The organism is Ideonella sp. WA131b, assembly GCA_023657425.1.
Taxonomy (GTDB): Bacteria; Pseudomonadota; Gammaproteobacteria; order Burkholderiales; family Burkholderiaceae_C; genus Rubrivivax.
In genome coordinates this window covers 422,011-447,678 of sequence record JAGTJW010000002.1, presented here as the reverse complement: position 1 = coordinate 447,678, position 25,668 = coordinate 422,011, and the positions used below count along the sequence as shown (strand labels likewise).

Below are 25,668 nucleotides of genomic sequence, written 5' to 3'. Positions count from 1 at the left end.
CCCATGAACGCTCGAACCGAGCTCCAAAAACTGCAGTCCGCTCGCCTGGAAGACCGCTACGAGCTTGGCGAGGGCACGGTCTTCCTCAGCGGCAACCAGGCCCTGGTGCGCATTGCGCTGGACCAGCGCCGCATCGACGAACGCCAGGGCCATCAGACCGGGGGTTTCATTTCCGGCTACCGCGGCTCACCGCTGGGCAGGCTGGACATGGAGCTGTGGCGGGTTCAGCCGCTGCTCAGGGCTGCAAAGGTGCACTTCCAGCCCGGCATCAATGAAGATCTGGCGGCCACTGCCGTCTGGGGGTCGCAGTACGTAGGCACCTTTGCCGGTGCCACGGTCCAGGGGGTGTTTGGCATCTGGTACGGCAAGGGGCCGGGCGTGGACCGCAGCGGCGACCCGCTCAAGCACGGCAACCTGGCGGGCACCAGCGCGCTGGGCGGGGTTCTGGTGCTGGCGGGTGACGACCACAGTGCCAAGTCGTCCACCACCGCTCACCAGTCCGACTTCTCGCTGATCGCGGCCGGCATTCCGGTGCTCTACCCATCGAACGTGCAGGAGGTGCTGGACTTCGGTCTGCGTGGCATCGAGATGTCGCGCCACACCGGTTGCTGGGTCGGCCTGAAGCTGGTAACCGACGTGGTGGAGTCTGCCGGCGAGGTGACCGTGGGCCAGTTGACGCCGGTGGCCGCGCCTGCGGTCGCCAACGGCCCGCTGCACATCCGCGCGCTCGACATGCCGGTCATGGCCGAGGAGCGACTCCACAACCACAAGCTGCCCGCCACCGTGCAGTTCGCGAAGGCCGCGGGTCTCAACCGCATCGTCTGGCCCGGTGACGGCGCCCGCATCGGCATCGTGACCGCCGGCAAATCCTATGGCGACACGCTGCAGGCCCTGGCACGCCTGGGCATCGCGGCAAGCACCGCCGAGCTGCCGGTGCGGCTGCTCAAGCTGGGTATGGTCTGGCCGCTGGATGACGAGATCGTGCGCCAGTTCTCAATGGGCCTGGATCAGATCCTGGTGGTGGAGGAGAAGCGCCCTCTGATCGAATCGCAGCTGAAGTCGGTGCTGTTCGACGCCCGCCTGGCCACGCCGCCAAAGGTGGTGGGCAAGTTCAACGGCTCTCCAGAGTCTTCCGCCTCACGGGGCGATGCGTGGCTGCCCTTGTGCAACGAACTCACCGTCCTGCAGATCGCCGAAGCCATCCAGCGGCTGCTGGGAAGGCCGGTGGCCATGCCTGCCGCACCGGGCACCGCCCTGGCGGGGGCGGCCATGGGCCCGATGCGCAAGCCCAGCTTCTGCGCCGGCTGTCCGCACAACACCTCGACGAAGGTGCCGGACGGCAGCCGTGCACTGGCCGGCATCGGCTGTCACACCATCGCCATGCTCAACGACCCGAAGAAGACGCACACCGTCTCTCACATGGGCGGCGAAGGAGTGATGTGGATGGGGCAGTTGCCGTTCACACGAGAGCCCCATGTGTTCGCCAACATGGGAGACGGCACCTACTTCCATTCGGGCTACCTCGCCATCCGCCAGGCCGTGGCGGCCAACCTGCGGATGACCTACAAGCTGCTGTTCAACGGCTTCGTGTCGATGACCGGCGGACAACCGATCGACGGCGATCTGAGCGTGGACAAGGCAGTAGCCCAGCTGCGTGCCGAGGGCGTCAAGCGGCTGGTCATCGTCACCGACGACGTCGGGTCCTATGGTGGTGCACGGCGGCAGGCGCTCGGGGTGCCGGTGTTCGACCGCGGCTCGCTGGAGGCCGTGCAGCGCGACCTGCGTGAACACGACGGTCTGTCGGTGCTGATCTACGACCAGGCCTGCGCCACCGAGAAGCGCCGCCTGCGCAAGCGCGGCAAGCTGCCCGACCCGCTGACCCGGACCTACATCGACCCGGAGGTCTGCGAGGGCTGCGGCGACTGTGGCGACCAGTCCGGCTGCCTGGCCATCGAGCCGCTGGAAACTCCGCTGGGCCGCAAGCGCAAGATCAACCAGTCGTCGTGCAACACCGACCTGTCGTGCGTGCGCGGCTTCTGCCCCAGCTTCGTGACGCTGCACGGCGCGGCGCCGCGCAAGCTGCAGGGCGGCAAGCCCATCCAGGTCAGCATCCCGGCGCTGCCAGAGCCGCCCTTGCCAGAGTCGTTCGAACCCATGGCCCTGCTGGTCTCGGGGATCGGAGGCACTGGCGTCGTCACCATCGGCGCGGTTCTGACCATGGCCGCCCATCTGGATGACAAGGCGGGCAGTTCGCTCGACGTGACCGGGCTGTCGCAGAAGTACGGCGCGGTGGGCTCACACATCCGCCTCGCACCCACGCCCGAGTTGCTGCGCACGGCCCGCATCGGAGCCGGCGAGGCCGACGTGCTGCTGGGATGCGACCTGATCGTGGCAGCCGGGGCGGAATCGCTTTCGAGGCTGCGGCCTGGCCGGGCCACGGCCGTCATCAACACGCAGGTCGTGCCCACCAGCGACTTCACCCGTCAGCCCGACTGGTCTGCTGATGAAACCAGCTTGCGGGCCCGGCTGGAGCAGGCACTGGCCGACCGTGTGGTGTTCATCGACGCGTCCGATCTGGCCGAATCCCTGCTGGGCGACGCCATCTTGTCGAACATGCTGCTGCTCGGCTATGCATGGCAAAGGGGTGTCATCCCGGTGAGGCTGGCGGCGATCGACAGGGCCATCGAGCTCAACGCCGTGGCCGTGCAGGCCAACCGACAGGCCTTCGCGCTGGGCCGCTGGCTGGCACACGATGCCGCAGGCGCGCGACGGGCGCAGGCGCCCGCCGTTCCCGTGCGATGGCCAGTGCCAGCCAACACACTGCCGCTGGCCGACCTGATCACCGACCGGGTCCAGCGCCTGACCGACTACCAGAACAAGGCCCTGGGCCTGCGCTACCGGCAGCGCATCGAGACGGTGCAACGTGCGCTGGGCCGGCGCGAAGACGCCGGAGAAGTGCTGCGCCAGGTGGCCACCCAGTATTTCCGCACCTTGGCCGTCAAGGACGAGTTCGAAGTGGCCCGCCTGTACACCCGGCCGGCATTCAAGATGAGCCTGGGCGAAGGCTTCAGCGGCAACTACAAGCTTCGCTTTCACCTGGCCGGTGGTCCCTTCGGAAAGCGCGACACGACCACGGGTGCGGTCACCAAGTCCAGCGTCGGCGGCTGGGTGATGCCGGTATTCAGCGTTCTGTCGTCACTGCGCTTTCTGCGCGGAACCTGGCTGGACCCGTTCTGCCGCGGGGCAGAGGCGCGGCTCAATCGCCGCGTTCTTGCAGCCTACGAAGAGGACTTGGGGCGCATGGCCGGCGAAGCGGCCAGCTGGCCCGCCGAACGGCTGCGCGAGCTGGCAGGCTGGCCCGAGAGTGTGCGCGGCTACGGCCCGGTGCGCGAGCGCCAGGCGGCAACCGGCTTGGCCCGCCGTGACCGGGCCCTGCAGCAGCAGGGAGCCGCGTGATGGCCGCCGCTGTCCCATCGATTCGAAGCCTGCAGGACGTGCACGACCTGGAGGCCAGCGCAGCTTTGCCGCTGGATCGCACACCCAGCACCTATGCGCTGCTGCAGCGCAGCGCCGAGGTCAGCCCCGATGCGACCGCGCTGTCGTTCTTTCTGACGCTCGACGAGCACGACCGGCCCCATCGCTGGAGCTATGCCGAGTGGCTGGTCCGCATCACCCAGGCCGCCCATCTGTTCCGCCGGCTGGGCATCGGCCGGCACGACGTGGTGGTGTTCGTGCTGCCCAACCTTCCGGAGACTCATTGGACCATCTGGGGTGGAGAAACGGCGGGCGTGGTGATGGCCATCAACCCGATGCTGGAGCCCGCCACCATGCGGCATCTGATGGCCACCACCCGGCCCCGGCTGGTGGTCACGCTGGCGCCCATGCCGGGGCAGGATTTGTGGGAAAAGGTCTGCACAGCGCTGGAAGGCGTGGACTCGATCACCGCCCTGCTGGCCGTGTCGCCCGGCCGCTATCTGCTGAACGACGCACAGCGTGCCGCGCTGGCCCCGTCAGCCGCGGTGCCGACGTCATTGCGCGGCCTGCCGGTGATTGACTTTCACGACGCGCTGTCGCGCGAGGACGGGAAGGCGCTGACTTTCGAGCTGCCGGGGCTGGACGACGTGGCATCGTATTTCTGCACTGGCGGTACCACCGGCATGCCCAAGATTGCTGTGCGCACACACCGCACCGAAGTGGCCAATGCGCTGCAGCTCTCCACTGCGCTGGCCACGACCCTAAGCAGCCCGGAAGCCACCGTCTTCTCGGGTCTGCCGCTGTTCCATGTGAATGCCCAGATCATCACCGGGCTGGCCATCTGGGCCAGCGGGGCGCACGTGCTGCTGGGCACGCCCCTGGGCTACCGCACCCCCGGGCTGATTGCCCGGTTTTGGGAACTGGTGGCGCGGCACAGGCTGGTGACGTTCTCGGCGGTGCCGACGGTCTACGCCGCCTTGCTGCAGTCGCCGCGCGACAAGCTGGACACGAGCAGCTTGCGTTTCGGCCTGTGCGGCGCCGCGCCGATGCCCCGCGAACTGTTTCAGCGCTTTACCTCACTGACCGGCGTGAACATTCTGGAAGGCTATGGTCTGACTGAGTGTGGCTGCGTGTCCACCGTCAACCCGCCCGACGGCGAGGCCCGCATCGGCTCGATCGGGTTGCGGCTGCCTTGGCAGGAGGTGCGCATCGCCCGCCTGGGCGCTGATGGCGCCTACCTGCGGGACGCCGAGGTGGAAGAGGTGGGTGCCCTGGTGGTGCGCGGGCCCAACGTGTTCAAGGGCTACCTCGACCCCCGCAACAACGAGAAGGCCTGGGTCGACCGCCCCGCGGAGGGCGGGCGCACCGAGCCTTGGTTCGACACCGGCGACCTCGGCCGGGTGGATGCCGACGGCTACTTCTGGCTGTCCGGCCGCACCAAGGAACTGATCATCCGCGCCGGCCACAACATCGACCCGCAGTCGATTGAAGAGGCGCTGTGCGCACACCCGGCCGTGGCCCTGGCCGCCGCCATCGGCCGCCCGGATGCACATGCCGGCGAGGTTCCCGTGGCCTATGTGCAACTCAGGCCGGGTGCTTCAGCCACCGAGGAGGCGCTGACCGCCTTCGCGCATTCGCGGATTTCCGAGCGCGCTGCGGTGCCCAAGGCGATCCACATCCTCGATGCGCTGCCCACGACAGCCGTGGGAAAGCTATTCAAGCCGGCGCTGGTCGAGCGCGAGATTCTCGACGTGGTGCGGAAGGAAGCCACGGCCGCTGCCGTGACCTTGACGGCACTCTCAGCCACCCAGGAACCTCGCTACGGGTGGGAAGTGCACTGGGCCGCCAGCGGCGCCAGGGCATCGCTGCGTGACCGCCTGGCTGCGTACACGTTTGCACAATGCGAGCACGAAGCGGCCACTGCACCGCCAACACTCCCTCTGAAGGCGAACTTCGAATGAACGACGGCTCACCCGCGGGCACCGACCGACCCGCTGCTGCAACCTCCGCTGCACTGATTGTCGGGGCCGGTGACGCAACCGGTGGTGCCATCGCCAAGCGCTTTGCAAGTGGCGGGCTGATTGCCTGTGTGGCCCGCCGCCATGCCGACAAGCTGGAGCCGCTGTTGGCCGAGATCCGGCAGGCCGGCGGACAGGCCCATGGGTTCGGTTGCGATGCCCGCCGGGAAGAAGCCGTGGTCGAGCTGGTGGACCGCATCGAGCGCGACATCGCACCCATTGAAGTGCTGGTGTTCAACATTGGCGCCAACGTCCCGTGCAGCATCCTCGAGGAGACCGCGCGCAAGTACTTCAAGATCTGGGAGATGGCCTGCATGGCGGGCTTTCTCTGTGGCCGTGAGGTCGCCAAGCGCATGGTCACGCGAGGCCGTGGCACCATCATCTTCACCGGTGCGACTGCTGGCGTGCGCGGCGCGTCCGGCTTTGCCGCATTCGCGGGCGCCAAGCACGCCCTGCGTGCACTGGCCCAAAGCATGGCGCGCGAACTGGGGCCGCGGGGGCTGCATGTCTCGCATGTGGTGGTGGACGGCGCCATCGACACCGAATTCATCCGCGAGAACCTGCCCGAGCGCTACGCCACCAAGGCGCAAGACGGTATTCTCAACCCGCAACACATCGCCGAGAACTACTGGCATCTTCACCAGCAGCCGCGCGACGCGTGGACCCATGAGCTCGATCTTCGCCCATGGAGCGAGCGCTGGTGACTCACCCTTTCAAGCCGGAGACACCCATGACCAGGGAAGTCGAGTTCTACTTCGACGTGGGCAGCCCCTACACCTACCTGGCCTACCACCAGCTGCCAAAGATTGCGCTGGCGCGGCAGGCCCGGGTCGTCTGGCGACCCATGCTGCTCGGCGGCGTGTTCCAGGCCACGGGCAACCGCAGTCCGGTCGAGGTGCCGTCCAAGGGCAGGTATGCCGAGGTCGACCTGCTGCGGTGGGCACGGTACTTCGGTGTGCCGTTGCGCATGAACCCGCACTTCCCGATCAACACGCTGCTGTTGATGCGCGCGGCGGTGGCCTTGCAGGCGTCGAGCGACGACGAATTCCATCGCTACCTGGCCACAGTGTTCAGGGCGCTCTTCGAGGTCCCGCGTGACCTGTCGTCGCCAAGCGAGTTGGCCGCGGTGCTCACCGAGGGCGGCTTCGATCCGCAGCGGCTCCTGACCATGGCGGGCCAGGTCGAGGTCAAGGAGGCGCTCAAGAAGAACACAGCCGATGCCGTAGGCCGTGGCGTCTTCGGTGCCCCGACCTTCTTCGTCGGTGACGCCATGTACTGGGGCCAGGACCGGCTCACGTTCGTCGAGCAGGCGCTGGCCTGAAGGGGCCCTTACGGAGGGGAGGGGGGAAAGGCGTTTCGTCGGTTCTGGATATCGCTTGGCACCGGCACCACGCAGTGCTCGCTACGTCGTGGATCGGGCCCTGCGCGGCACTGCAACCGGCACGCCGGCGCACGGCGCACGGCGCACGGCGCGCCACAGGTCCCTGCGCGGCTGCTCAGCCTTCGGCCTTCTTGCGCGGCCGCCAGGCGTGCAGCAGCGGCTCGAGGCGGCCCTGCGGGTCGTGCAGCGCGATCGTCGTCGTCACCACCGCGTCCAGGATGCCTCCGGGATCTCGCGACGGTCCGGGCCCGGCAGGATCGCCGGGTTCGTCATCAGGTGGCCGACCTTGCGATCACGGAACATCAGCTGCGGCCGTCCAGCACGATCTCCTCGCCGCCCACGCTCCGAGGCGCAATGGCGTGTTCTTCCCGCAAGACCACGCCCCCGGCCATCGCGGCCTGGCGGACTTCACCTCGATGGCTGGGTTGCGCATCACCATCGCAGGCCAGCCGTTCGTCCACATCCTGTACCACTTCGTGCTGGCCTTCTCGCGCTGGGCGCACGTGGAGGTGGTCAAGGTAGGCGAGAGCTTCGTGGCCCTGTCCAAGGGCCTGCAGAACGCGCTGTGGCAGGCTGGCGGTGTGCCGCAGGAGCACCGCACCGACAGCCTGTCGGCGGCCTTCGAGAACCTGGCCGCCGAAGAGGACTTCACCGCACGCTACACCGCGCTGCTGGACCACGACGACATGGCCGGTACGCGCAACAACCGCAGCGTCAGCCAAGAGTTCGTCAGCGTGGAGTCCTCGCGCCGCTGCACCCGTTCAACCAGCCTGACTCATGAGAACTGCCGGCTCCAAAGCGCGAGTCCCTGACTGCCGGCAGCACGTGCTCGCGGGCGGTGTGCACGACGTGTTCCCGTGCGAGCCGGGCAATCGCTTCGCGGCGCGGCGGACGGCGCGGGCGGCCTGAACGCACGCCCCGGGCGCGATCGTTCACAGCGTCGGCAAGTCCTGGCGCTCAGCGTTCCGCCAGGCCAACCGTGCCATGGCGAGGCTGCGGGCGGCCTCCGCGTCCTTGCCCTCGAGCCGCGCCAGCTGGGCGTCGCCGTGATGCGTCCAAGCGCTCGGTCCGTTCAGGCGCACCGACTCGTGCAGTGCCTTGCGTGCCTCGTCGAGCTGCCGTGCCTCGATCAGCGCACCCGCCAGCGCGATGCGCGCGCTCGCGCCGAGCGTCGGCGGCTCGCCGCCGACCTCGTCCTCGATGTCGGCCGCCTTTCGCAGCGGCGCGATCGCATCCTGCAGGCGCCCGTCGGCGCGGGCGATCGTGGCCTCCAACGTCCCGCGGGCGACCGCCATGAGCCTGTCAGCGCTGCCGCCGAAGATGCGGGCGCGCCGCACGGTCCCCAGCGCGTTGATCTCGTCGAAGTGCGCCAACTCGGCGCGGGCTTGGACCAGACTGCCGGTCCGCGCATGGGCCACGCCGCGCGCGTGGCGCCAGTAGGCCTGCACGATGCCGAGCCCCGCCGCCGGCTCCGGCTCGGCGAGGACTTCGTCCCAGCGCTCGGCGCGCACCAGGGTGACCAGGGGCAGCATCTGCACGTACTCGCGGCCGTCGTTGCCCATGGCGCCCCAGCGATCGACCATGGCACGCGCGGTCTGCAGGGCATGGGCGGTGCGCCCGTCCATCAGCGCCGCATACCAGAGGAAGTGCAGGTGGTGGAAGTCCCAGGTGCGCGACCCGTCTACGCCTTGCGCCTTCAGCGCTGCACTGAAGCGCTTCTGCACATCCAGCGCCTGCTCGTTCGCGCGCACGGCGTCGGCGAAGCGGTCGATGTTCTTGTAGATGTGGCTGGGCATGTGCACCAGATGGGGCGCCTCGGGCGCGATCCTGGCCAGCTGGTCGGCGGCGGCCTCGGCCTGGCGCGGGTCGGGGGACTGCTCCGCGATGTGGATGTAGAAGTGGGCTGCCCCGGTGTGCTGCGGATGGGCCCGCGTGGTTGCCTGCAGCCGCTGAACGACGTCGGCGACGTAGCCGCGCGGCGCACCGGTCTTGCGATCCCACCAGTCCCAGGGGCTGGCGTTCATGGCGGCGTCGGCGTACAGCGTGACCACGTCCGCGTCCTGCGGGAACTTCTCGACCACGTCGCGCATGGCGGCGGCGTAGGCCAGCTCCTGGGGATCGACCGGGCGATCGGTCCGGCGCGTGGTGCAGATCGCGGCACCCTGCGCCTCATAGGCGGCCTGCGCCTTGTCCTCGCCGCGGCCGTAGCGAACGGCCAAGGCACCGATGAGGGCGCGCTCGACGGGGGTCGCTGCCGCCGCAGCCGCCTGCGCGCGCGCGATGTAGCGGCGGATCTCGCGCACCGGGCCGCGGTCTGGGTTGTTGATGTTGGGCCCCAGCGCATACGCCACGCCCCAGGCGCACATGGCGCACGACGGATCCCGAGCCGCTGCAGCCTTGAACACGCGCGCCGCTTCCTGGTGCTCGAAGGCATAGGTCAGCAGCAGGCCCTGCGCGAACCAGGCGCGCGCCCGCTCGTCGCGCGCGGTCACCGCGAAGGTGACGCTGCCGATGCCGGTCATCGCCTCGACCCGCGGTTCGGGGGGCAAGGGGGTGGTCGATGCGCACGCCGCGAGCAGGGCAGCAGAGATGGCGAGGCTGATCGCGGTGCGCAAGGGACGGGGGGGCATGTTGGCTCCTCGGACGGGGGGACGATGATGCCAGGACCACGGCGCAGCGGCCGAGGCCCCTCCGAGCCGTGCCGTGGCGGACCGGTCACCGCTGGCTCGCAGGCTGGGGCTGTGCCGGTCCCTACTCACGCCGCAGCTCCTCGATCGGACGGCGGCGTGCCGCCACCAGGACGCGGCCGGCAGTGACGGCCCAGGTCAGCGCGATGGCGGCCACCAGCGCCAGCGCCAGCGGGGCCACGCTCAATTCGGTGCGCGACGGGTACTGCGCCAGCCAGTGCGACAGCGCCCACCAGGCCAGCGGGCAGGCGATCAGCGCGGCGAGGAGCACGGGCCGGGTCAGCCGCCACAGCAGCAGGCCGGCCACCTGCGGAATGCTGGCGCCCATGAGGCGGCGCAGCGCGATCTCGCGCGCCTGGCGCTGGGCGGCGAAGGCGGCCAGCGCGTACATGCCCACGGCCGACAGCGCGATGGCGATGAGCGCGGCCACTGCAAAGGCCTGGGTCGGCCGCTGGTGCTTGGCGGCGTCGCCGGCCAGCCGCTCGGACAGGATCCTCGGATCGAACGCCACCCGCGGGAACATGCGGGTCCAGATCGCCTCGACCTGCGGGATCACCTCGCGCAGCGAGCCCGGCTTGGCGCGGATCGAGAACCAGAGGTGCTCGCGGCCGTTTTGATCGAAGAGCTTTGGCCCTTCTGCGGCGGTGAGGCCACCGTAGCGAGCCGCCTGCACCACGCCGACGACGGTCGCGGGAATCGTCGTCGGCGGCTCCCCGCGCGGCACCAGCAGAATCTTGCCGAGCGCGTCGGCCGGCTGCGCCAGCCCGAGGCTGCGGGCGGCGGCAGCGTCGATCACCACGTTCAGGCCACGCCGCGCCAGTTGCTCGAAAGACAGGTCGTGCGCGGCGTCCAGCTCGTGCTCCAGTCCGAGATGACGGCCTGCCAGCAGCGGCACGCGGTACAGGTCGAAGAAGTTCTCGTCGATCGACGTCGTCGCGATGACGATGGGCGCGGCATCCGGGCGCTCGGCCAGACGCGCCGAAACCGAGTCCGGATTGAACGAGGTCGGTACCCGTCCCGACGCCGATACCGCCTGCACGCCGGGCAAGGAACGGACCTCTTGCAAGAACGCTTGCTTGCCCTGGCGCACCTCGGCCCAGCGCAGGCCCCACAGCGTGATCACGTGATCGGTGTCGATGTGGCGCTCGGCGGCCTGCAGGTGCCGATACTGCTGCTGCGACACCAGCAGCGCGATCAGCATGCCGATGGCCAGCGCGAACTGAGCCACCACCAGCGTCGTGCGCAGTCGCGTGCCGCCGGCCGTGGTGGTCGAGCGGTTGGCGTGCAGCGCCTCGCCCGGCCGCACGGCGGCCATCCGCAGAGCCGGCAAGGCGCCGGCGCCCAGGCCCAGCAGCGCCACCAGCAGTGCGGCGGCGGCGGCGGTCCACAGGCCCGCGGCCGGCACCGGGCGCGCAAGAAACTCCCCAAACGGCGGCAGCAGCAGTTCGGCCAGCGCCAGCGCGCCGAGCACGCCCAGCCCGGCAGCCAGCACCGACTGGAGCAGGAACTGCAGCACCACCTCGGCACTGCTGGCGCCGATCACCTTGCGCAAGGCCACCTCGCGCTGGCGCAGGGTGGCCTGCGCCAGCGACAGGTTGAGGAAGTTGACGGCCGCCACCAGCAGCACCGCCAGGGCCACGGCGACCAGGATCGCCAGTTGCTCGCCGCTGCCGGACGGACGCATCAGGCTGTCGGCCAGCTCGGCGTCCAGATGCAGTCCCAGCAGCGGGGCGGCACCCAACATGATCACCTCGCGCAGCGGCACCTCGCCCACCATCGTTGTGGGTGGCATGCGCCGCTCGACCAGCGTGCGCAGGTCACGATTCAGGGCGTCGACCGAGGCACCGGGCTTGAGCTTCAGATAGATCCGAGAATAGATGGCCAGCCAGGAATCGAACGTCCTCCGATCCGCGGCGAATGTCTCATCGCTGAAACGCATCAGCACGCGTTGTAGGCCGAGGTGACTGTTGGGCGGCGGCTCGCGCACCACACCGCTGACGCGCGCAACCCACTTGCCGCAGCAAGGCAGATCGACCTCGACCTCGCGGCCGATGACGTCGGTGGTGCCGAACCACGCCTTGGCGGTGGACTCGACCAGCACCATCGAGTGCCGATCGACCAGCGCGGTCTCTGGCTGGCCGGCGATGAACTCGAGCGGGAAGATGCGCAGGATGTCCGGGTCGACGAACCAGCTCTGCGGGTTTTCGCGGCGCTCGCCCTGGGCGTTGCGGTACTGCACGCGCAAGGTGCGCGGGATCATGCGCGCACCGGCTTCGACCTGGGGCAGGTCCTGCAGGATGAACGGCATCGCCACGCCGGGCACCTGGGAGCTCCTTGGGGGAGGACCCGGGATAGTGCTCGTCACGGTCAGCTTGACGATCCGCTCGGCATCGGGCCAGAAGCGGTCATAGGACAGCTCGTAGCGCGCGTACAGCAGCACCAGCAGGCAGGTCATGCACCCCAGCGCCAGGCCGACGATGTTGATCGCGCTGCCGACGGCATCGCGGCGCAGCGCGCGCAGTGCCACCGCCAGGTGGCTGAGCCACAGACGCCCGGCTGCGTTCATGCTGCTGCCTCCTGAGGAGCGACCAGGGTGCGCCGTTCGGTCAGGATGTGGCCGTCGAGCATGTTGACGATGCGGCGCGCGTACTGGGCATGCTCCAGCGAGTGGGTGACCATCAGAATCGTGGTGCCCTCTTCATTGAGGCCGCGCAGCATCTGCATCACGTCGGTGCCGTGGGCGCTGTCCAGGTTGCCGGTCGGCTCGTCGGCCAGGATCAGCGCCGGCCGGCCCACCAGCGCCCGTGCCACCGCCACGCGCTGCTGCTGGCCGCCCGACAGCTGCGGCGGACGATGGCGCGCGCGATGGGCGATGCCGACCCGGTCCATGATTTCGTCGACGCGGGCGGCACGCTCGCGGCCATCGACGCGCTGGTACAAGAGCGCGAGCTCGATGTTCTCGCGCACCGTCAGGTCGTCGATCAGGTTGAAGCTCTGGAAGATGAACCCGAGCCGGCGCTTGCGCAGCTCGGCGAGCTGGCGCTCCGAGTAGCCGCTGATGTCGGTGCCCTCGAACACGTACTGCCCGCAGGAGGGGGTGTCGAGCATGCCGATGAGGTTCAGCAGCGTGGACTTGCCGCAACCCGACGGCCCCATCACGGCCACGAATTCGCCGGCGGCGATGTTCAGGTCCACGGCATCCAGCGCGGTGGTCTCGACGTCTTCGGTGCGGTAGGTCTTGGTCAGTCCGGTCAGTTGAAGCATGAGAAGGACTCCGTAGCAGGGCGGGACTCGGCGACGTGCCGCCTGCCAGGCAACGGGCGAGGCGGGTGGCACCGTCGACGAACGGCATGCGGGCTGGTGGATCGCAGCCCAAGGGCCGCTGGGGACAGGGGTGTCATGGGCCCCCTTCGGGTGTGCAGCAGCGACATCGACCCCCTCCGGCCGCGGAGGGGACGAACGCCCATGCCTCTCACTTCGACTTGAAGGCGTCATGACACGCCTTGCAGGTCTGGCCGAGGCTGCCGAACTGGGCTCGGATCGCTGCGACGTCGCCACCCGCGGCAGCGCTGCCCAGCTTGCCGGCCTCGGTGCGCATGTTCTCGGCCAGACGGTCGAAGCGCGCGCGCTCCGTCCAGATCGCCGCGCTAGCCCTGGTGCCCTTGAACGCAGCGGTGTCCGCAGCGAAGGCCTCCCAGGGGGTGCCGCTCAGGAAGGCGATGAACTCGGCGCTGGTGCGCAGCTTCTGCGGGTTCTGTCGCGCAGCTCTCAGCTCGGCGCCGACACGGCCCATGTGCTCGCCCATCAGGGTGAACGCGGCCTTGCGGTAGCGCACCGCGTCCTCGGTCGTCTCAAAAAGAGGCTTGTCGGCGGCGCTCGCGCCGAACGGGGTGAGCGCGGCCGCGCAGAGCGCGGCACAGAGCAGCAGGGGGCCGAGTTTCATGGGCAGGATCTCCTTGGGAAAGACACGGGAAGAAGGTGAACCGATATGGGCAGGCGCTGGTTCAGCCACCGCCCTGCTCGAGCCGCAGCACGCGGCGCTCGGCATACGTGGCATAGGACGAGGTCACCACCCGCTCGCCCTCGGCCAACCCGTCGAGAACCTCGACGTACTGTGTGTTGCGGCGCCCCAGCCGGACGCTGCGCCGCTCGGCGGCCTGGCCGCTGGCGTCGACGACGAAGGCGAAGGCGCCGCCGCTGTCCTGCAGGAACGGGCCGACCGGCAGCAGCAGCGCGCTCGTGCTGGCGCCCAGGTTCACGCGCGCGTTGACGGTCTGGCCCCGCGCCAGGCTGGGCGGCGCACCGTTTCCGAACACCATGTCGGCTCGGAACTCGCCGTTCTGCACCTGCGGGTAGACCTTGGTCACCCGCAGCGGCCAGCGCCGGCCGGCGGCCTCGACGTAGCCCTCCAGGCCCGTGGCGAGGCGTGGCAGGTAGAACTGGTCGATCGCACCCATCAGCTTGAACTCGGCCGGCGAGTCGACCTGGCCGATGCGCGCGCCGCGGGCCACGCTCTGGCCGACTTCGAGCCCGAAGGCGGTGAGCTGGCCATCGATCGGCGCCCGGACCTGCAGCGACCGCAGGTGGGTGCGCGCCAGCTCGAGATGACTCTGCAGCTGTGTGGCCGTCGTGCGCAGCTGCGTGAGCTGCGCCGCCTGCAGGGTGTCGGTGAGGCGCTGGTTGTCGCGCGCCAGCGTCAGTGTCCGGCTGACGCTGGCCAGCTCGTCCTCGCTGCGCTGCAGCGAGGACGCGTTGATGAAGCCCCGGTCCGCCAGCGCGCGTTGCTGCTCGACGGTGTCGCGCAGCTGCTTGTCGCGCAGCTCGAGCTCGGCCACGCGCAGCTTGGCGTCCAGCCGGCTGCGCTCGAGGTTCAGCTCCTGCGTGCGAAGCGCGTTCATCTGCTCCGCGACCTGGGTCTCGCGCGAGAGGACTTCGAGCTGCAGCGACGCGTTGGTCAGTTCGGCGAGCAGTGCCCCGGCGGTCACCCGGGCACCGTCTTCGACCAGCACGCGCTCGACCCGCCCACCCTCGACCGCGTCCAGGTAGACGCTGGTCAGCGGCAGCACGGAGGCTCGCACGGGCAAGTCGTCGACAAACGGGCCACGCACCACCGCGCCGACGGTCACGCGGTCCGCCGCCACGCTCTGCGTGCTGCCCGGCGCTGGCGTGCGCGCCACCAGGACCGACAGCCCGGCCACCAGCAGCGCGACGGCCGCGGGCCAGCGCCACCTCGTCCAGCGCGGTCGCGGCAGCGCCCGGTCCATGCGGGCGGCGGTGGCTGGCGTCGAGCCGGGCGCGGTGTCGGTGCCAGGGCTGATTCGGGGAAGGGAGCGCATGGCCTGTCTTGAGCAGGGTGCGTGCCAACGCCGCAAACCAAGAGAAATCAATGAGTTAGTCGCCCGCTGCGGCTTCGATGCAGCAACACGGCGTCCGCGACCGGTCACAGGTGTCCGATAATGGACACATGATCGGTATCCCGGCATCAAGCTCTCCGGTCGTCGTCTGGCTGGATGACGACCTGGATGTGCAGTTCGCGGCCCGTTTGGCGCTGGCGCCGCTGCAGGCCCAGGTGCTGACGGCTGGCCACCCGCGGGAGTTGCCGGCCTTGCTGGCCGCGCATGCGGTGGACGTTGTGGTGCTGGATCTCAACTTCTCCCGCGGCGCCACCGACGGGGCCGAAGGCCTGGCCTGCCTGAGCGAGCTGCTGCGTGCCGACGCCTCGTTGCCGGTGGTCGTTGCCAGCGCCTACGGTGATGTCGACCGGGCGGTCGAGGCCATGCGGCGCGGTGCGGTCGACTTCATCACCAAGCCCTGGACCGAGCAGCGGCTGCTGGCCACGCTGCGCTCGGCGTTGCGGCTGCGCGCCAGCCACCGGCAGGCGGCCGACGAGGGCGCCCGTCTCACGGTGTTGACAGGCGCGGCAGGGCGCAACGAGAACGCGTTGCTGGGCGACTCGGCGCAGATGCACAAGCTGCGCGAACTGCTGGCGCGCGCCGCACCCACCGATGCGAACGTGCTGCTGCTCGGCGAGAACGGCACCGGCAAGGAACTGGCCGCGCGCGAACTGCACCGGCTGTCGCGGCGCGCGGCGAGGCCGTTTGTGTCGATCGACGTCGGAGCGCTCTCGGCCAGCGTGATCGACAGCGAGCTGTTCGGCCACAAGCGTGGCGCCTTCACCGACGCGCGCAGCGACAGGATCGGCCGCCTGCAGGCGGCCGAGGGCGGCACCGTGTTCCTGGACGAGATCGCCAACCTGCCGCTGGCACTGCAGCCCAAATTGCTGACGGTGCTCGAGCAGCGGTGCGTGGTGCCGGTGGGCGGCAACGCAGCGATGCCGATCGACGTGCGGGTGATCGCGGCGACCAACCAGCCGCGCCAGCGGCTGCTGGACGAGACGGCGTTCCGCTCCGACCTGCTGTACCGCCTGAACACGATCGAGATCGACCTGCCGCCGCTGCGCGAGCGCCGCGACGACATCGTCGCGCTCGCGCTGCACTACCTGCGGGCCTATGAGCGCAAGTACAGCCGGCCGGTCAAGCCGCTGCCGGATCCGGTGGCCGCCGCCTTGCGCGCCGATCCCTGGCCGGGCAACGTGCGCGCGCTGCGCCATGCGGCCGAGCGGGCCGTGATCCTGAACACGGGCGACGCCTATGGCGTGGAGGACTTCGCCGTGGCCGGCCCGGCTGGCGGCAGGCCGATGCCACGCGCGTCCTCCGCCGAACACACGCCGCCGCAGCTGCCGCAGGCGGGTCCCGACAGCCTGAACCTGGAGCAGGCCGAGCGCCAGCTCATCGAGCGGGCCTTGCGCCGACATCAGTTCAACATCGCCCTGGCGGCCCGCGAGCTCGGGCTGTCGCGAGGGGCGCTGTACCGGCGCATGGAAAAGCATGGCCTCTGACGCCCCGCCGACGCGCGGGCGACGGGCACGCGCCACGGCGCTGCGCACCGCGCCGCTGCTGCTGCGGCTGGGGTTGCTGTGCCTGCTGCTGGCGCTGGTGGCCTGGGCGTGGCTGGCCGGCAAACCGGTGACTGCCCTGGTTGGCGTGCTCGGTGCCGCGGTCTCGGCAGCCGAGTTGCTGCGCAGCTTCAGCCGGCGCGAACGGGCGCTGCTGCGCGTGATCGAGACCTGGGCGGCCGGCGAGCGCGCCTCGACCGCGTCGCTGATCGACCCGCAGGTGCAGCGCGCGCTGGCGGCCGTGAATCAACGCCTCTTCGACACCCAAGGCCGGCTCTGGGCGCAAATCCACACGCTGCAGGCGCTGGTCGACCACTCGCCCGCACCGCTGCTGCGCATCCGCAGCGGCGGACAGGCGCGCGAGACCACCTGCGAGCCGCTGAACAATGCGGCCCGGCGGCTGCTGACGCGGCTGGGCACCGGCGAGCGGCCGGCGGTGGCGGCGCTGGGTGCGGACTTCGAGGCGCTGGTCACGGCCCCGGCATGGCCATCCGGATCGGCAAGCGCCAACGCGGCCACGGTCCGGCTTGCCGGGCAGCCGTTGCGCTACGCGCTGTCGATGGCGGAACTGGCGACGCCCGACGGAAGTGCGCGCATCGTGGCGCTGCTCGATGTTCAGGACGCCCTGGACCGCGCGCAGGCCAACGCCTGGCGCGATCTCGCGCGCGTGCTGTCGCATGAAATCATGAACGCGATGGCGCCGATCACGTCACTGGCCGAGTCGGCTGCGCGCGAGATGAAGTCCGGCAGCGGCCTGCCCGCGGCCGCCGCGGCGGTCGACGCGCTGGCCAAGCGCTCGCAGTCGCTGCTGCGCTTCGTGGCGGCTTACCGCGCGATGGCCCAACCGTTGCGGCCGCAAGAAGAGACGATCGTGCTGGCGCCCTGGCTGGCCGAGAACCTGCTGGCATGGCGGGCGCATTGGGGCGGGGCCGTGCAGTGGCAGTGCGAGGTGCGGCCGCCCACACTGGCGTTGCGCGCCGATCCGGCCCTGCTGCAGCAGGCCCTGGGCGCCGTTGCGGTCAACGCCGCGGAGGCGGCACTCGACGCGGCATCGCGCGCGGTTGGTCGGCCGGCGTCGGTCGCCGTCCGGGCCGAGCCCTGCGGGGAGGGCCGGGTGATGCTGGCCATCGAAGACAGCGGCGGCGGCATCCCGGCAACGCAGCGCGAGCAGGTGCTGGTCCCCTTCTACACCACCAAACCGGCTGGCAGCGGCATCGGTCTGAGCCTGGCACGGCAGATCGTGCTGTCTCACGGCGGCCGCTTGGGCATCGATGACTCGCCGCTCGGCGGCGCGCGGATCTCGATCGAGCTGGGCATGGCCGGTGCCGCCGATTCGGTCAGGGCCGCAGACGAGCGCGAGCCGCCGCAGACGCCGACATGATCCGCTCGGCCCTCACAGAGGCCGCACCTTCGATGGGATCAGAGGTCGGTGCGCAGCCGCCAGATCTCAGGGAACAGCACCACGTCGAGCATCTTGCGCAAATAACTCACGCCACCCGTGCCGCCGGTGCCGCGCTTGAAGCCGATCACGCGCTCCACGGTGGTGAGATGGCGGAAACGCCACAGGCGGAAGGTGTCTTCGAGGTCGGTGAGTTCCTCGCCGAGCTGGTAAAGGTCCCAGTGCTCGCGCGGCGCGCGGTACACCTGCAGCCAGGCGGCCTCGACCTCGCGGCTCTCGGTGTAGGGCTGCGTCCAGTCGCGTTGCACGTGGCTGGCCGGCACCGGCAGGCCGCGGCCGGCCAGGAGGCGCAGCGCCTCGTCGTACAGGCTCGGCGCGGTGTAAGCGGCGTCGACCACGGCCAGCAGGTCGGGCCGGTGGGCGTGCGGCCGGCGCATCGCGGCGTTCTTGTTGCCCAGGCGGAACTCGATGCACCGGTACTGCCAGCTCTGAAAGCCGCTGCTCTTGGCCAGCGAGGCGCGCATGGCGCTGTACTCGGGCGGCGTCATCGTCGCCAGCACGTCCCAGGCGTGCACCAGCTGCTCCATGATCCGGCTCACGCGCGCCAGCATCTTGAAGGCCACGGGCAGGTCATCGGCCGCCACGGCGGCGATGGCGGCGGCCAGCTCATGCAGCATCAGCTTCATCCACAGCTCGCTGGTCTGGTGCTGCACGATGAACAGCATCTCGTCGTGGGCCGGGCTCAGCGGGTGCTGGGCGTTCAGCACGGCGTCGAGGTGCAGGTAGTCGCCATAGCTCATGCTGCCGGCGAAGTCGAGCTCGGCGCCGTCGACCGAGGCCGCGTCATCGTGGTGAAGCGGGCAGCCGCTCATCACGTCACCGCCTGGCGCTGGTTGAATTCGGGGCGGCGCCATTCTTCGTGCTCGAGCACCGCCTGCAAGTGCCCGGCGGCGTCGAAGGCGTCGACGTGGCGCAGGTACAGGGGCGTGAAGCCGAAGCGCAGGATGTCGGGGGCTCGGAAGTCGCCGATCACGCCGCGCGCGATCAGCGCCTGCACCACCGGGTAGCCGATACCGGGGTGGCTGAAGCAGACCTGGCTGCCGCGCTCGGCGTCGGCCGCGGGCGAGGCCAGCGTGAGGCCGGGGCAGGTGGCCTGCACGCGATCGGCGAAGAGCCGCGTCAGCGCCAGGCTCTTGGCCCTCAGCGCGGCCATGCCACCCAGCGCTTCTGCCGCGAGCACCGTGTCGACGCCGCACTCCAGCGCCGCCAGGCTCAGCACCGCCGGGGTGCCGCACTGGTAGCGCGCGATGCCCGGCGCCGGCCGGTAGCCGGGGGTGAACTCGAAGGGGGCGGCATGCCCGATCCAGCCTGCCAGCGGCTGCCAGAAGCGGCCGACGTGCCGCGGGTGCGCCCACACGAAGGCCGGCGCGCCAGGGCCGCCGTTGAGGTATTTGTAGCCGCAGCCCACCGCAAAGTCGGCACCGGCGGCGCCCAGGTTCACCGGCACGGCGCCGGCACTGTGGGCCAGGTCCCAGATCGTCAGCGCGCCTGCGGCTTGTGCCGCGGCCGTCAGGGCGGCCATGTCGTGCATGCGGCCGGTGCGGTAGTTCACATGCGTGAGCATCAGCACGGCGCAGCGCGCGTCCAGCGCCGCGTTCAGGCTCTCGGGCTCCACCAGCACCAGCTCGAAACCGTGCTGGCGCGCCAGGCTCTCGGCGATGTACAGGTCGGTGGGGAAGTTGCTGCGTTCGCTGACGATGGTGCGGCGCGCGGGCGGGTCTTCGCGGGCATCCTCCCGCACGATCGCCAGCGCCGCCGACAGCACCTTGAACAGGTTGACGCTGGTCGAGTCGGCGACCACCAGCGTGCCGGGCTCGGCACCCACCAGCCGGGCGATCTTGTCGCCCACGCGCGAGGGCAGGTCCATCCAGCCGGCGCTGTTCCAGCTGCGGATGAGGCCCACCCCCCATTCCTGCTGCACCACCTGCTGCACGCGGGCGGCGGTGGCGCGCGGCAACACGCCCAGCGAATTGCCGTCGAGGTAGATCAGCCCCTCGGGGAGGTGGAACAGCTCGCGCAGCGGCGCCAGCGCGTCGGCGGCGTCGAGCGCCAGGGCGTCGTCTCGGGTCATGGCAGCTCTCGCAGCACGGCGCGCACGGGCGAGGCGCAGGCCGTGGTGAGTCTCAGGGGCAGGGCGATGAGCTCGTAATCGCCTTCGGGCACCTCGTCGAGCAGGAGGTTCTCCAGCACGCGCAGGCCGCGGCGGCGCAGCACCTGGTGGGCGTCCAGCGTCTTGCTGTCCGCGGGGTCGATGCTCGCGCTGTCGATGCCCACCAGCACCACGCCGGCATCGGCCAGCTGCTCGATCGTCTCGGGCGCCAAGGCAGGCAGGACGTCGTCGAAGTGGCTTTGCGGCATGCGGGCGTAGGTGCGCACCAACACGCGAGGCGGCAGGCTGGCCAGCGCGTGCGCCAGGTGTGCGGGCTGCACCAGCGGGCCGCGACCGATGGCGTGGATGACGCGGCAGTGGCCCAGGTAGGGCTCCAGCGGCAGCTCGCCGATGGCGGCACCGGCGTTGTCGTAGTGCAGAGGCGCGTCGGCATGGGCGCCGGTGTGCGGGCTGAGCGTCAGCATGCTCACGTTCACAGCGCAGCCGGGGCCGATGCGTGCCTGCCACCGCCGTGCGAACGGCGTGTCGCCCGGGAACACCGGGCTGTCGGCGGCGACCGGCGGGGAGATGTCCCAGAGCTGTGGCATGGGTGCCACCGTACTGCGGCCCGTGCTGGCGTGGTGTCGGTTTTTTCAGACATCGGCGCGGCGACGGCGCGGGCCGCGCCCCGGGACAGTCCGGTGCCCGCGGTCGCCGCCCGCAGCCTACAGTGCCCGTCATGCCCAGCGCCCACGTCGACCGCTACGTCATCGATCGTTTGCCGCCGCCGCACGCGTTGCCGCGTTTCGTGTTCGACGGCCCGTCGCTGCAGTTCCCGCCGCAGATCAACGTGGCGCAGGCGCTGCTGATGCGTCACCGCGGCACGGCGCAGGGCGCGCGGCCCTGTGTCTTCGGCACCGCGCCCGACGGCACGCCGATCGCCTGGACCTACGACGAGCTCGCCGACCGCGCCGCGCGCATCGCCCACGTGCTGGTGCGGCAGCTGGCCCTGGTGCCGGGCGAGCGTGTGCTGCTGCGCGGCGCCAACAGCCCGATGCTGGCGGCCAGCTGGTTCGGCGTCGCGATGGCCGGCGGCATCGCGGTGGGAACGATGCCGCTCCTGCGCGCCCGTGAGCTCGCCGGTCTCATCGACAAAGCCCGCATCCGCCTGGCGCTGTGCGATGCACGCCTGCAGGACGAGCTGCGCGCCGCGCTGCCGCTGTGCCCCACGCTGCAGGCGCTGCGCTGCTTCAACACCGGCGACCTCGAGGCCGAGATGGCTGCCGCCCCCAGCACCGCCGAGGCCGTGGACACCGCGGCCGACGACCCGGTGCTGATCGCCTTCACCTCCGGCACCACCGGCCAGCCCAAGGCGGCGGTGCACGGCCACCGTGATCTGCTGGCCGCCGCCGCCTGCTGGCCGGTGCACGTGCTGCGCGCCGGTGCCGACGACCGCGCCATCGGCAGCCCGCCGCTGGCCTTCACGTTCGGGCTCGGCGGGCTGCTGGTGTTTCCGCTGGCCGCGCTCGGCAGCACGGTGTTGGTGGAGAGGGCCACGCCGGATGCGCTGCCGGCGGCCATCGCCAAGCACCGCGCCACCGTGTGCTACACCTCGCCCACGGCCTACCGCGCGATGGCGCCGCAACTCCAGGGGCACGACCTCGCCAGCCTGCGCCAGTGCGTCAGTGCCGGCGAGGCGTTGCCCGCGGCCACCCGCACGCTTTGGCGGCAGGCCAGCGGCCTGGAGATCATCGACGGCATCGGCTCCACCGAGATGTTCCACATCTTCATTTCGGCGCGCGCCGACCAAGCCCGCGGCGGCGCCACCGGCTACCCGGTGCCCGGCTACGAGGCCGCCATCCTCGACGACGCCGGCCAGCCTCTGCCGCCCGGCCAGGTGGGGCGTCTGGCGGTGCGTGGGCCAACGGGCTGCCGCTACCTCGACGACGCCCGTCAGGCCAGCTACGTGCAAGGCGGCTGGAACCTCACCGGCGATGCCTACCTCGTGGACCCCGCCGACGGCCAGTACGTCTACCAGGCGCGCACCGACGACATGATCATCTCCGGCGGCTACAACATCGCCGGCCCCGAGGTCGAGGCGGCGCTGCTGCTGCACCCGGCGGTGGCCGAGTGCGGCGTGGTGGGCAAGCCCGACGAGGCTCGCGGCATGATCGTTGCGGCCTTCATCGTCCTCAAGCCCGGCCACACGGCCGATGCCGCCCTGGCTGTGGTGCTGCAGGACTTCGTCAAGCAGACGATCGCGCCCTACAAGTACCCGCGCGAGCTGCAGTTTCGCAGCAGTCTGCCCCGAACCGAAACGGGCAAGCTGCAGCGCTTCCGGCTCCAGCAGGAGGCGGCGGGTTTGGGCCCCTTGCGCGCGCTGCCGCTCCAGGGCTAGGCTACGCCAGCGCGACGCCTTGGCGCAAGCGAAAGGACCTGCATGAAGACGGTGGCCGAACTGCTGAAGTCCCGTGACGGCACGCTGTGGCACGCGCGCCCCGAAGACTCCGTCTACACCGCGCTGGAATTGCTGGCCGCGCACGACGTCGGTGCACTGGTGGTGATGGACGGCCCGCGCCTGGTTGGCGTGGTCAGCGAGCGTGACTACACACGCAAGGTGGCGCTGCAGGGGCGCAACTCCCGGACCACCCGGGTGGACGAGATCATGACCCGCCAGGTGTTCACCGTGCGACCGGAGACGCGCACCCAAGTCTGCATGGCGCTGCTGAGCGAGAAGAAGATCCGCCACCTGCCGGTGGTCGACGGCGGCACGGTCCTGGGCATGATCTCCATCCGCGACATCATGGACGACCTGATCGCCGACCGCGAAGAAACGATCGCGCAGCTCGAGAGCTACATCCACTCCTGACGCGGCCACCGGCTGGCGTCGGAGTGCCGCAGTCGTCTGGCGCGGGCGCTCTCGCTTGGTATCCTCGCCACTCCATGATCGAACAAGCTGGGCGTGACGAGGTTGGCATTGCGATAGAGCGCGAAGTGCTGCAGGTGGCCTTGCGGAACTCCGAACGGTCTGTCGTCCTGCTGATGGCCGCAGTGCTCTTCATCGCCTGGCTGGGCTGGCACGTCGACCGGCCCTCGGTGGCGCTGCTGGTGCTGGTGCTGGGCAGCGCAGTCTCTGCGTGGCGGTGGCGCCTCTCGGCAGGCTGGAGCGCCAGGGCCGAGCATCCACCCCAGGACATCGTCGTGGTGATCCGCCAGCTTGAGGCCAACGCGCTGGGCGTGGGGGTGATGTGGGGCGTTGTGACGGTGTTCGTGTATCCGCTGCTGGAGGGTCCGCTGGCCTCGACCTACGTCGTTGCGATGACCGGCTCGGTGGCCGTGGCTGCGCTGTTCCTGGCAATGGCCGGACGTGCGTTCAAGATCCTGCTGGCCTGCCAGGTCTTGACACTGTCGCTGGTGTCGCTGTTCGTGCCGTCGGTGCAGTCGATGCCGATGGCGGTGTTGGCGGTGTTGACGGGGGTGACGCTGCTGCGCGCCACGCGCGAGTTCCGCGAGGTCACCCTGGCTTCGCTGCGCGACCGCCAGACTGCCGAGCACACGCGCCGCTCGCTGGAGCGGGCCGTCGAAGAGGCGCGCGCCGCCGATGCCGCCAAGAGTCAGTTCCTGGCCACGATGAGCCACGAGATCCGCACGCCGATGAACGGGGTCCTTGGGGCCATGGATCTGCTGCGCGAGACGCCTCTGGACGGCCGCCAGCGGCGGCTGGTGCGCACCGCCTCACAGTCGGGCGAGTCGCTGATGGAGATCCTTAACGACGTCCTGGACCACTCCAAGATCGAGGCCGGGAAACTGGTGCTGGTGCCGTCGCCGACCTCCTTGCACTCGGTGGCGATGTCGGCTGCGGCGCTGTTCCGTACCCGTGCCGAGACCAAGGGCCTGGCCCTGACCCTGCAGATCGACGCTGAGGTGCCCGACGGCGTCATCACCGACGGTCCCCGCCTGAAGCAGGTGCTGCTCAACCTGCTGAGCAACGCCGTCAAGTTCACCGAGCGGGGCGGCATCACGCTGAAGCTGGCCCCGCAGGCGCGCGAGCCGAATGCCGTGCGCGTGCGTTTCGATGTGCAGGACAGCGGCGTGGGCATTCCGGCGGCCGAGCTCGACCGTGTGTTCCTGCCCTTCACGCAGTTTGGTGGCACGCGCTCTCGACTGTCGGGAGGCACCGGGCTCGGGCTGTCGATCAGCCAGCGCATCATCGAGGCCCTGGGCGGCCGCATCGAGGTGAGCAGCCGCGTCGGCGGAGGATCGAGCTTCTGGTTCACGCTGTTCCTGCCCTTGGCGCCGGAGGCGCCGCCAGGGCCCGCCGACAGCGACTTCGCGGCACTTGACGGCCAGGACCGTCTGGAGGGCGTGGTGATGCTGGTGGAAGACAACGAGGTCAACCGCCTCATCGGCACCGAGATGCTGCGCAGCTTTGGCCTCGACGTGAAGGTGGCCCACGACGGACAGCAGGCGCTTCAGCTGCTGGAACAGCACCGGGTCGATCTGGTGTTGATGGACATCGGCATGCCGTTGCTCGACGGCCACGAGGCAACCCGTCAGCTGCGCAAGCGCGAACAGCGCCTGAAGCTGCCGCGTGTGCCGGTGGTGGCCCTGACCGCTTTTGCGTTCGAGAGTGACGCCGCGAAGGCGCTGGACGCCGGCATGGATGCCCACTTGGCCAAGCCGTACTCGCGCGAGCGGCTGAGGGGGATCGTGCAGCGCTGGCTCTGATTCACAGAGCTCTCAGCCGCCGCAGCGGTGCTGGTGCAGCATCAGCAGCCCGTCGAATATCAGGCTGTCGACGACCTCGAAGTGCAGATCGGTGATGCCCGAGAGCTTCTGCGCGGCTCCGCCGGTCATCAGCAGCAGCGGCTCAGCCCCCGTGCGCTCCCGCAGGCGCCGCGCCTGACGCTCGATGGCACCGGCCATGGCGTTGCTGCCGCCGCTCATCAGCGCATCCGAGGTGTTGGTCGGGAATTCCACGACCTCGCCCGTAGGCACCTTCAGGCCCGCGGTGCCCATCTCGAGCGCGCGCTGCATCAGGCCGAAGCCGGGCAGGATGAGCCCACCAAGAAAGCGGCCCGAGGCGTCGAGCGCGTCCACCGTGACGCAGGTCCCCACCATCACCACCAGCGCCGGCCGCGCCGGCCCGCGCAGCTGCAGGTGCCAGCGCGCGCCAGCCAGCGCCACCCAGCGGTCGGCGCCCAGCCGGGCCGGGTGGTCGTAGCCGTTGATGAGGCCAGCCTCCTCGGGCTTGGCAACCACCCAGTGAGGCTCCAGGTCCCAGAGCTCCATCTGTTCCTCGACGCGGCGGCGGACGTGGTCGCCGGCAACGATGCAGCCCAGCATGGCCTGCGGTGGCGGCAGCGGCTTCCATTGGCGTTCGGCCAGTTCGTCGATCGTCTCCAGGAACACCGCCCCCTGGTGCAAAGGCTCGGCACCCGGGCGCGGCGTGGCGAACAACGCCCACTTCAGGCGCGTGTTGCCGCAGTCGATGGCCAGGAACATAGGCCGCAAGGCTAGCAGGGCCGGCCGGGGTGTCCATGGCATCATCGCTGATTGACGTTTACGTCAACGTCAGGTGCCGACGAGTGCCCCCCGGAACCGC

At 70.2% G+C, this 25,668-nt stretch carries 18 protein-coding genes and 1 pseudogene; 10 read left to right on the top strand and 9 right to left on the bottom strand.

Translation table 11 applies throughout. The features are described from left to right. Positions 1 to 3: 3 nt before the first annotated feature. From KA711_12060 to KA711_12040, 5 genes and pseudogenes are all read left to right on the top strand, one after another. The gene (locus tag KA711_12060; protein ID MCM0609703.1) at positions 4 to 3,456 is read left to right on the top strand and encodes an indolepyruvate ferredoxin oxidoreductase family protein; all 3,453 of its coding nucleotides are present in this window, start codon (positions 4 to 6) and stop codon (positions 3,454 to 3,456) included. After that, positions 3,456 to 5,435 (top strand): acyl-CoA synthetase, encoded by a 1,980-nt coding sequence (locus KA711_12055; protein MCM0609702.1) that lies wholly within the window; start codon positions 3,456 to 3,458, stop codon positions 5,433 to 5,435. The genes KA711_12060 and KA711_12055 overlap by 1 nt, the downstream gene beginning before the upstream one ends. Further along, positions 5,432 to 6,196, top strand: a complete 765-nt coding sequence (locus KA711_12050; protein ID MCM0609701.1) for an SDR family oxidoreductase — start codon at positions 5,432 to 5,434, stop codon at positions 6,194 to 6,196. Before KA711_12055 ends, KA711_12050 begins: the two co-directional genes overlap by 4 nt. Before the next feature lie 26 nt (positions 6,197 to 6,222). After that, positions 6,223 to 6,813: a 2-hydroxychromene-2-carboxylate isomerase gene (locus KA711_12045; GenBank protein ID MCM0609700.1), complete on the top strand. Its 591-nt coding sequence runs from the start codon at positions 6,223 to 6,225 to the stop codon at positions 6,811 to 6,813. A 419-nt stretch (positions 6,814 to 7,232) separates the two neighbouring features. Next, positions 7,233 to 7,625 (top strand): annotated as a pseudogene (locus KA711_12040) (DDE-type integrase/transposase/recombinase). A 180-nt stretch (positions 7,626 to 7,805) separates the two neighbouring features. Here the strand turns inward: KA711_12040 and KA711_12035 are convergent. From KA711_12035 to KA711_12015, 5 genes are all read right to left on the bottom strand, one after another. Then, entirely contained in the window at positions 7,806 to 9,503 is a 1,698-nt protein-coding gene (locus KA711_12035; protein ID MCM0609699.1) for a hypothetical protein, read from the bottom strand. Positions 9,504 to 9,624: 121 nt separating this feature from the next. Then, entirely contained in the window at positions 9,625 to 12,126 is a 2,502-nt protein-coding gene (locus tag KA711_12030; GenBank protein ID MCM0609698.1) for an ABC transporter permease, read from the bottom strand. After that, a complete protein-coding gene (locus KA711_12025; GenBank protein ID MCM0609697.1) occupies positions 12,123 to 12,824 on the bottom strand; it encodes an ABC transporter ATP-binding protein in 702 nt (233 codons plus the stop codon). Before KA711_12025 ends, KA711_12030 begins: the two co-directional genes overlap by 4 nt. 208 nt (positions 12,825 to 13,032) lie before the next feature. Further along, complete coding sequence (locus KA711_12020) at positions 13,033 to 13,503, bottom strand: cytochrome c (protein ID MCM0609696.1); 471 nt, start codon at positions 13,501 to 13,503, stop codon at positions 13,033 to 13,035. A 61-nt stretch (positions 13,504 to 13,564) separates the two neighbouring features. Further along, positions 13,565 to 14,896 carry an efflux RND transporter periplasmic adaptor subunit gene (locus tag KA711_12015; GenBank protein MCM0609695.1) on the bottom strand — a complete coding sequence of 444 codons (1,332 nt, stop codon included), beginning with the start codon at positions 14,894 to 14,896 and terminating at the stop codon, positions 13,565 to 13,567. Between the two features lie 128 nt (positions 14,897 to 15,024). On the opposite strand from KA711_12015, the gene KA711_12010 reads away from it, so the two are divergent. Both KA711_12010 and KA711_12005 read left to right on the top strand, forming a co-directional pair. Next, the gene (locus KA711_12010) at positions 15,025 to 16,458 is read left to right on the top strand and encodes a sigma-54-dependent Fis family transcriptional regulator (protein ID MCM0609694.1); all 1,434 of its coding nucleotides are present in this window, start codon (positions 15,025 to 15,027) and stop codon (positions 16,456 to 16,458) included. Beyond that, positions 16,448 to 17,896 carry a sensor histidine kinase gene (locus tag KA711_12005; protein ID MCM0609693.1) on the top strand — a complete coding sequence of 483 codons (1,449 nt, stop codon included), beginning with the start codon at positions 16,448 to 16,450 and terminating at the stop codon, positions 17,894 to 17,896. Before KA711_12010 ends, KA711_12005 begins: the two co-directional genes overlap by 11 nt. A 38-nt stretch (positions 17,897 to 17,934) precedes the next feature. On the opposite strand, the gene kynA is transcribed toward KA711_12005, so the two are convergent. From kynA to kynB, 3 genes are read right to left on the bottom strand one after another with little or no spacing between them, the layout of a single operon-like run. Continuing rightward, entirely contained in the window at positions 17,935 to 18,786 is an 852-nt protein-coding gene (gene kynA, locus KA711_12000; GenBank protein ID MCM0609692.1) for a tryptophan 2,3-dioxygenase, read from the bottom strand. Then, positions 18,786 to 20,045, bottom strand: a complete 1,260-nt coding sequence (gene kynU / locus KA711_11995; GenBank protein MCM0609691.1) for a kynureninase — start codon at positions 20,043 to 20,045, stop codon at positions 18,786 to 18,788. Before kynU ends, kynA begins: the two co-directional genes overlap by 1 nt. Beyond that, positions 20,042 to 20,671 (bottom strand): arylformamidase, encoded by a 630-nt coding sequence (gene kynB / locus KA711_11990; GenBank protein MCM0609690.1) that lies wholly within the window; start codon positions 20,669 to 20,671, stop codon positions 20,042 to 20,044. The genes kynU and kynB overlap by 4 nt, the downstream gene beginning before the upstream one ends. A gap of 131 nt (positions 20,672 to 20,802) precedes the next feature. Here kynB and KA711_11985 point away from each other — a divergent pair, with 131 nt between their 5' ends. The 3 genes from KA711_11985 (at position 20,803) to KA711_11975 (ending at position 24,791) form a co-directional block, all read left to right on the top strand. Further along, on the top strand, positions 20,803 to 22,461 hold the full coding sequence (locus KA711_11985) for an AMP-binding protein (GenBank protein MCM0609689.1): 1,659 nt from the start codon (positions 20,803 to 20,805) through the stop codon (positions 22,459 to 22,461). A gap of 42 nt (positions 22,462 to 22,503) precedes the next feature. Next, positions 22,504 to 22,932, top strand: coding sequence for a CBS domain-containing protein (locus tag KA711_11980; GenBank protein MCM0609688.1), 429 nt, complete (start codon positions 22,504 to 22,506; stop codon positions 22,930 to 22,932). A gap of 74 nt (positions 22,933 to 23,006) precedes the next feature. Next, complete coding sequence (locus KA711_11975; protein ID MCM0609687.1) at positions 23,007 to 24,791, top strand: response regulator; 1,785 nt, start codon at positions 23,007 to 23,009, stop codon at positions 24,789 to 24,791. Positions 24,792 to 24,803: 12 nt separating this feature from the next. Here the strand turns inward: KA711_11975 and KA711_11970 are convergent, their stop codons facing one another. After that, positions 24,804 to 25,568, bottom strand: coding sequence for a type III pantothenate kinase (locus KA711_11970; protein ID MCM0609686.1), 765 nt, complete (start codon positions 25,566 to 25,568; stop codon positions 24,804 to 24,806). Positions 25,569 to 25,668: the final 100 nt, after the last annotated feature.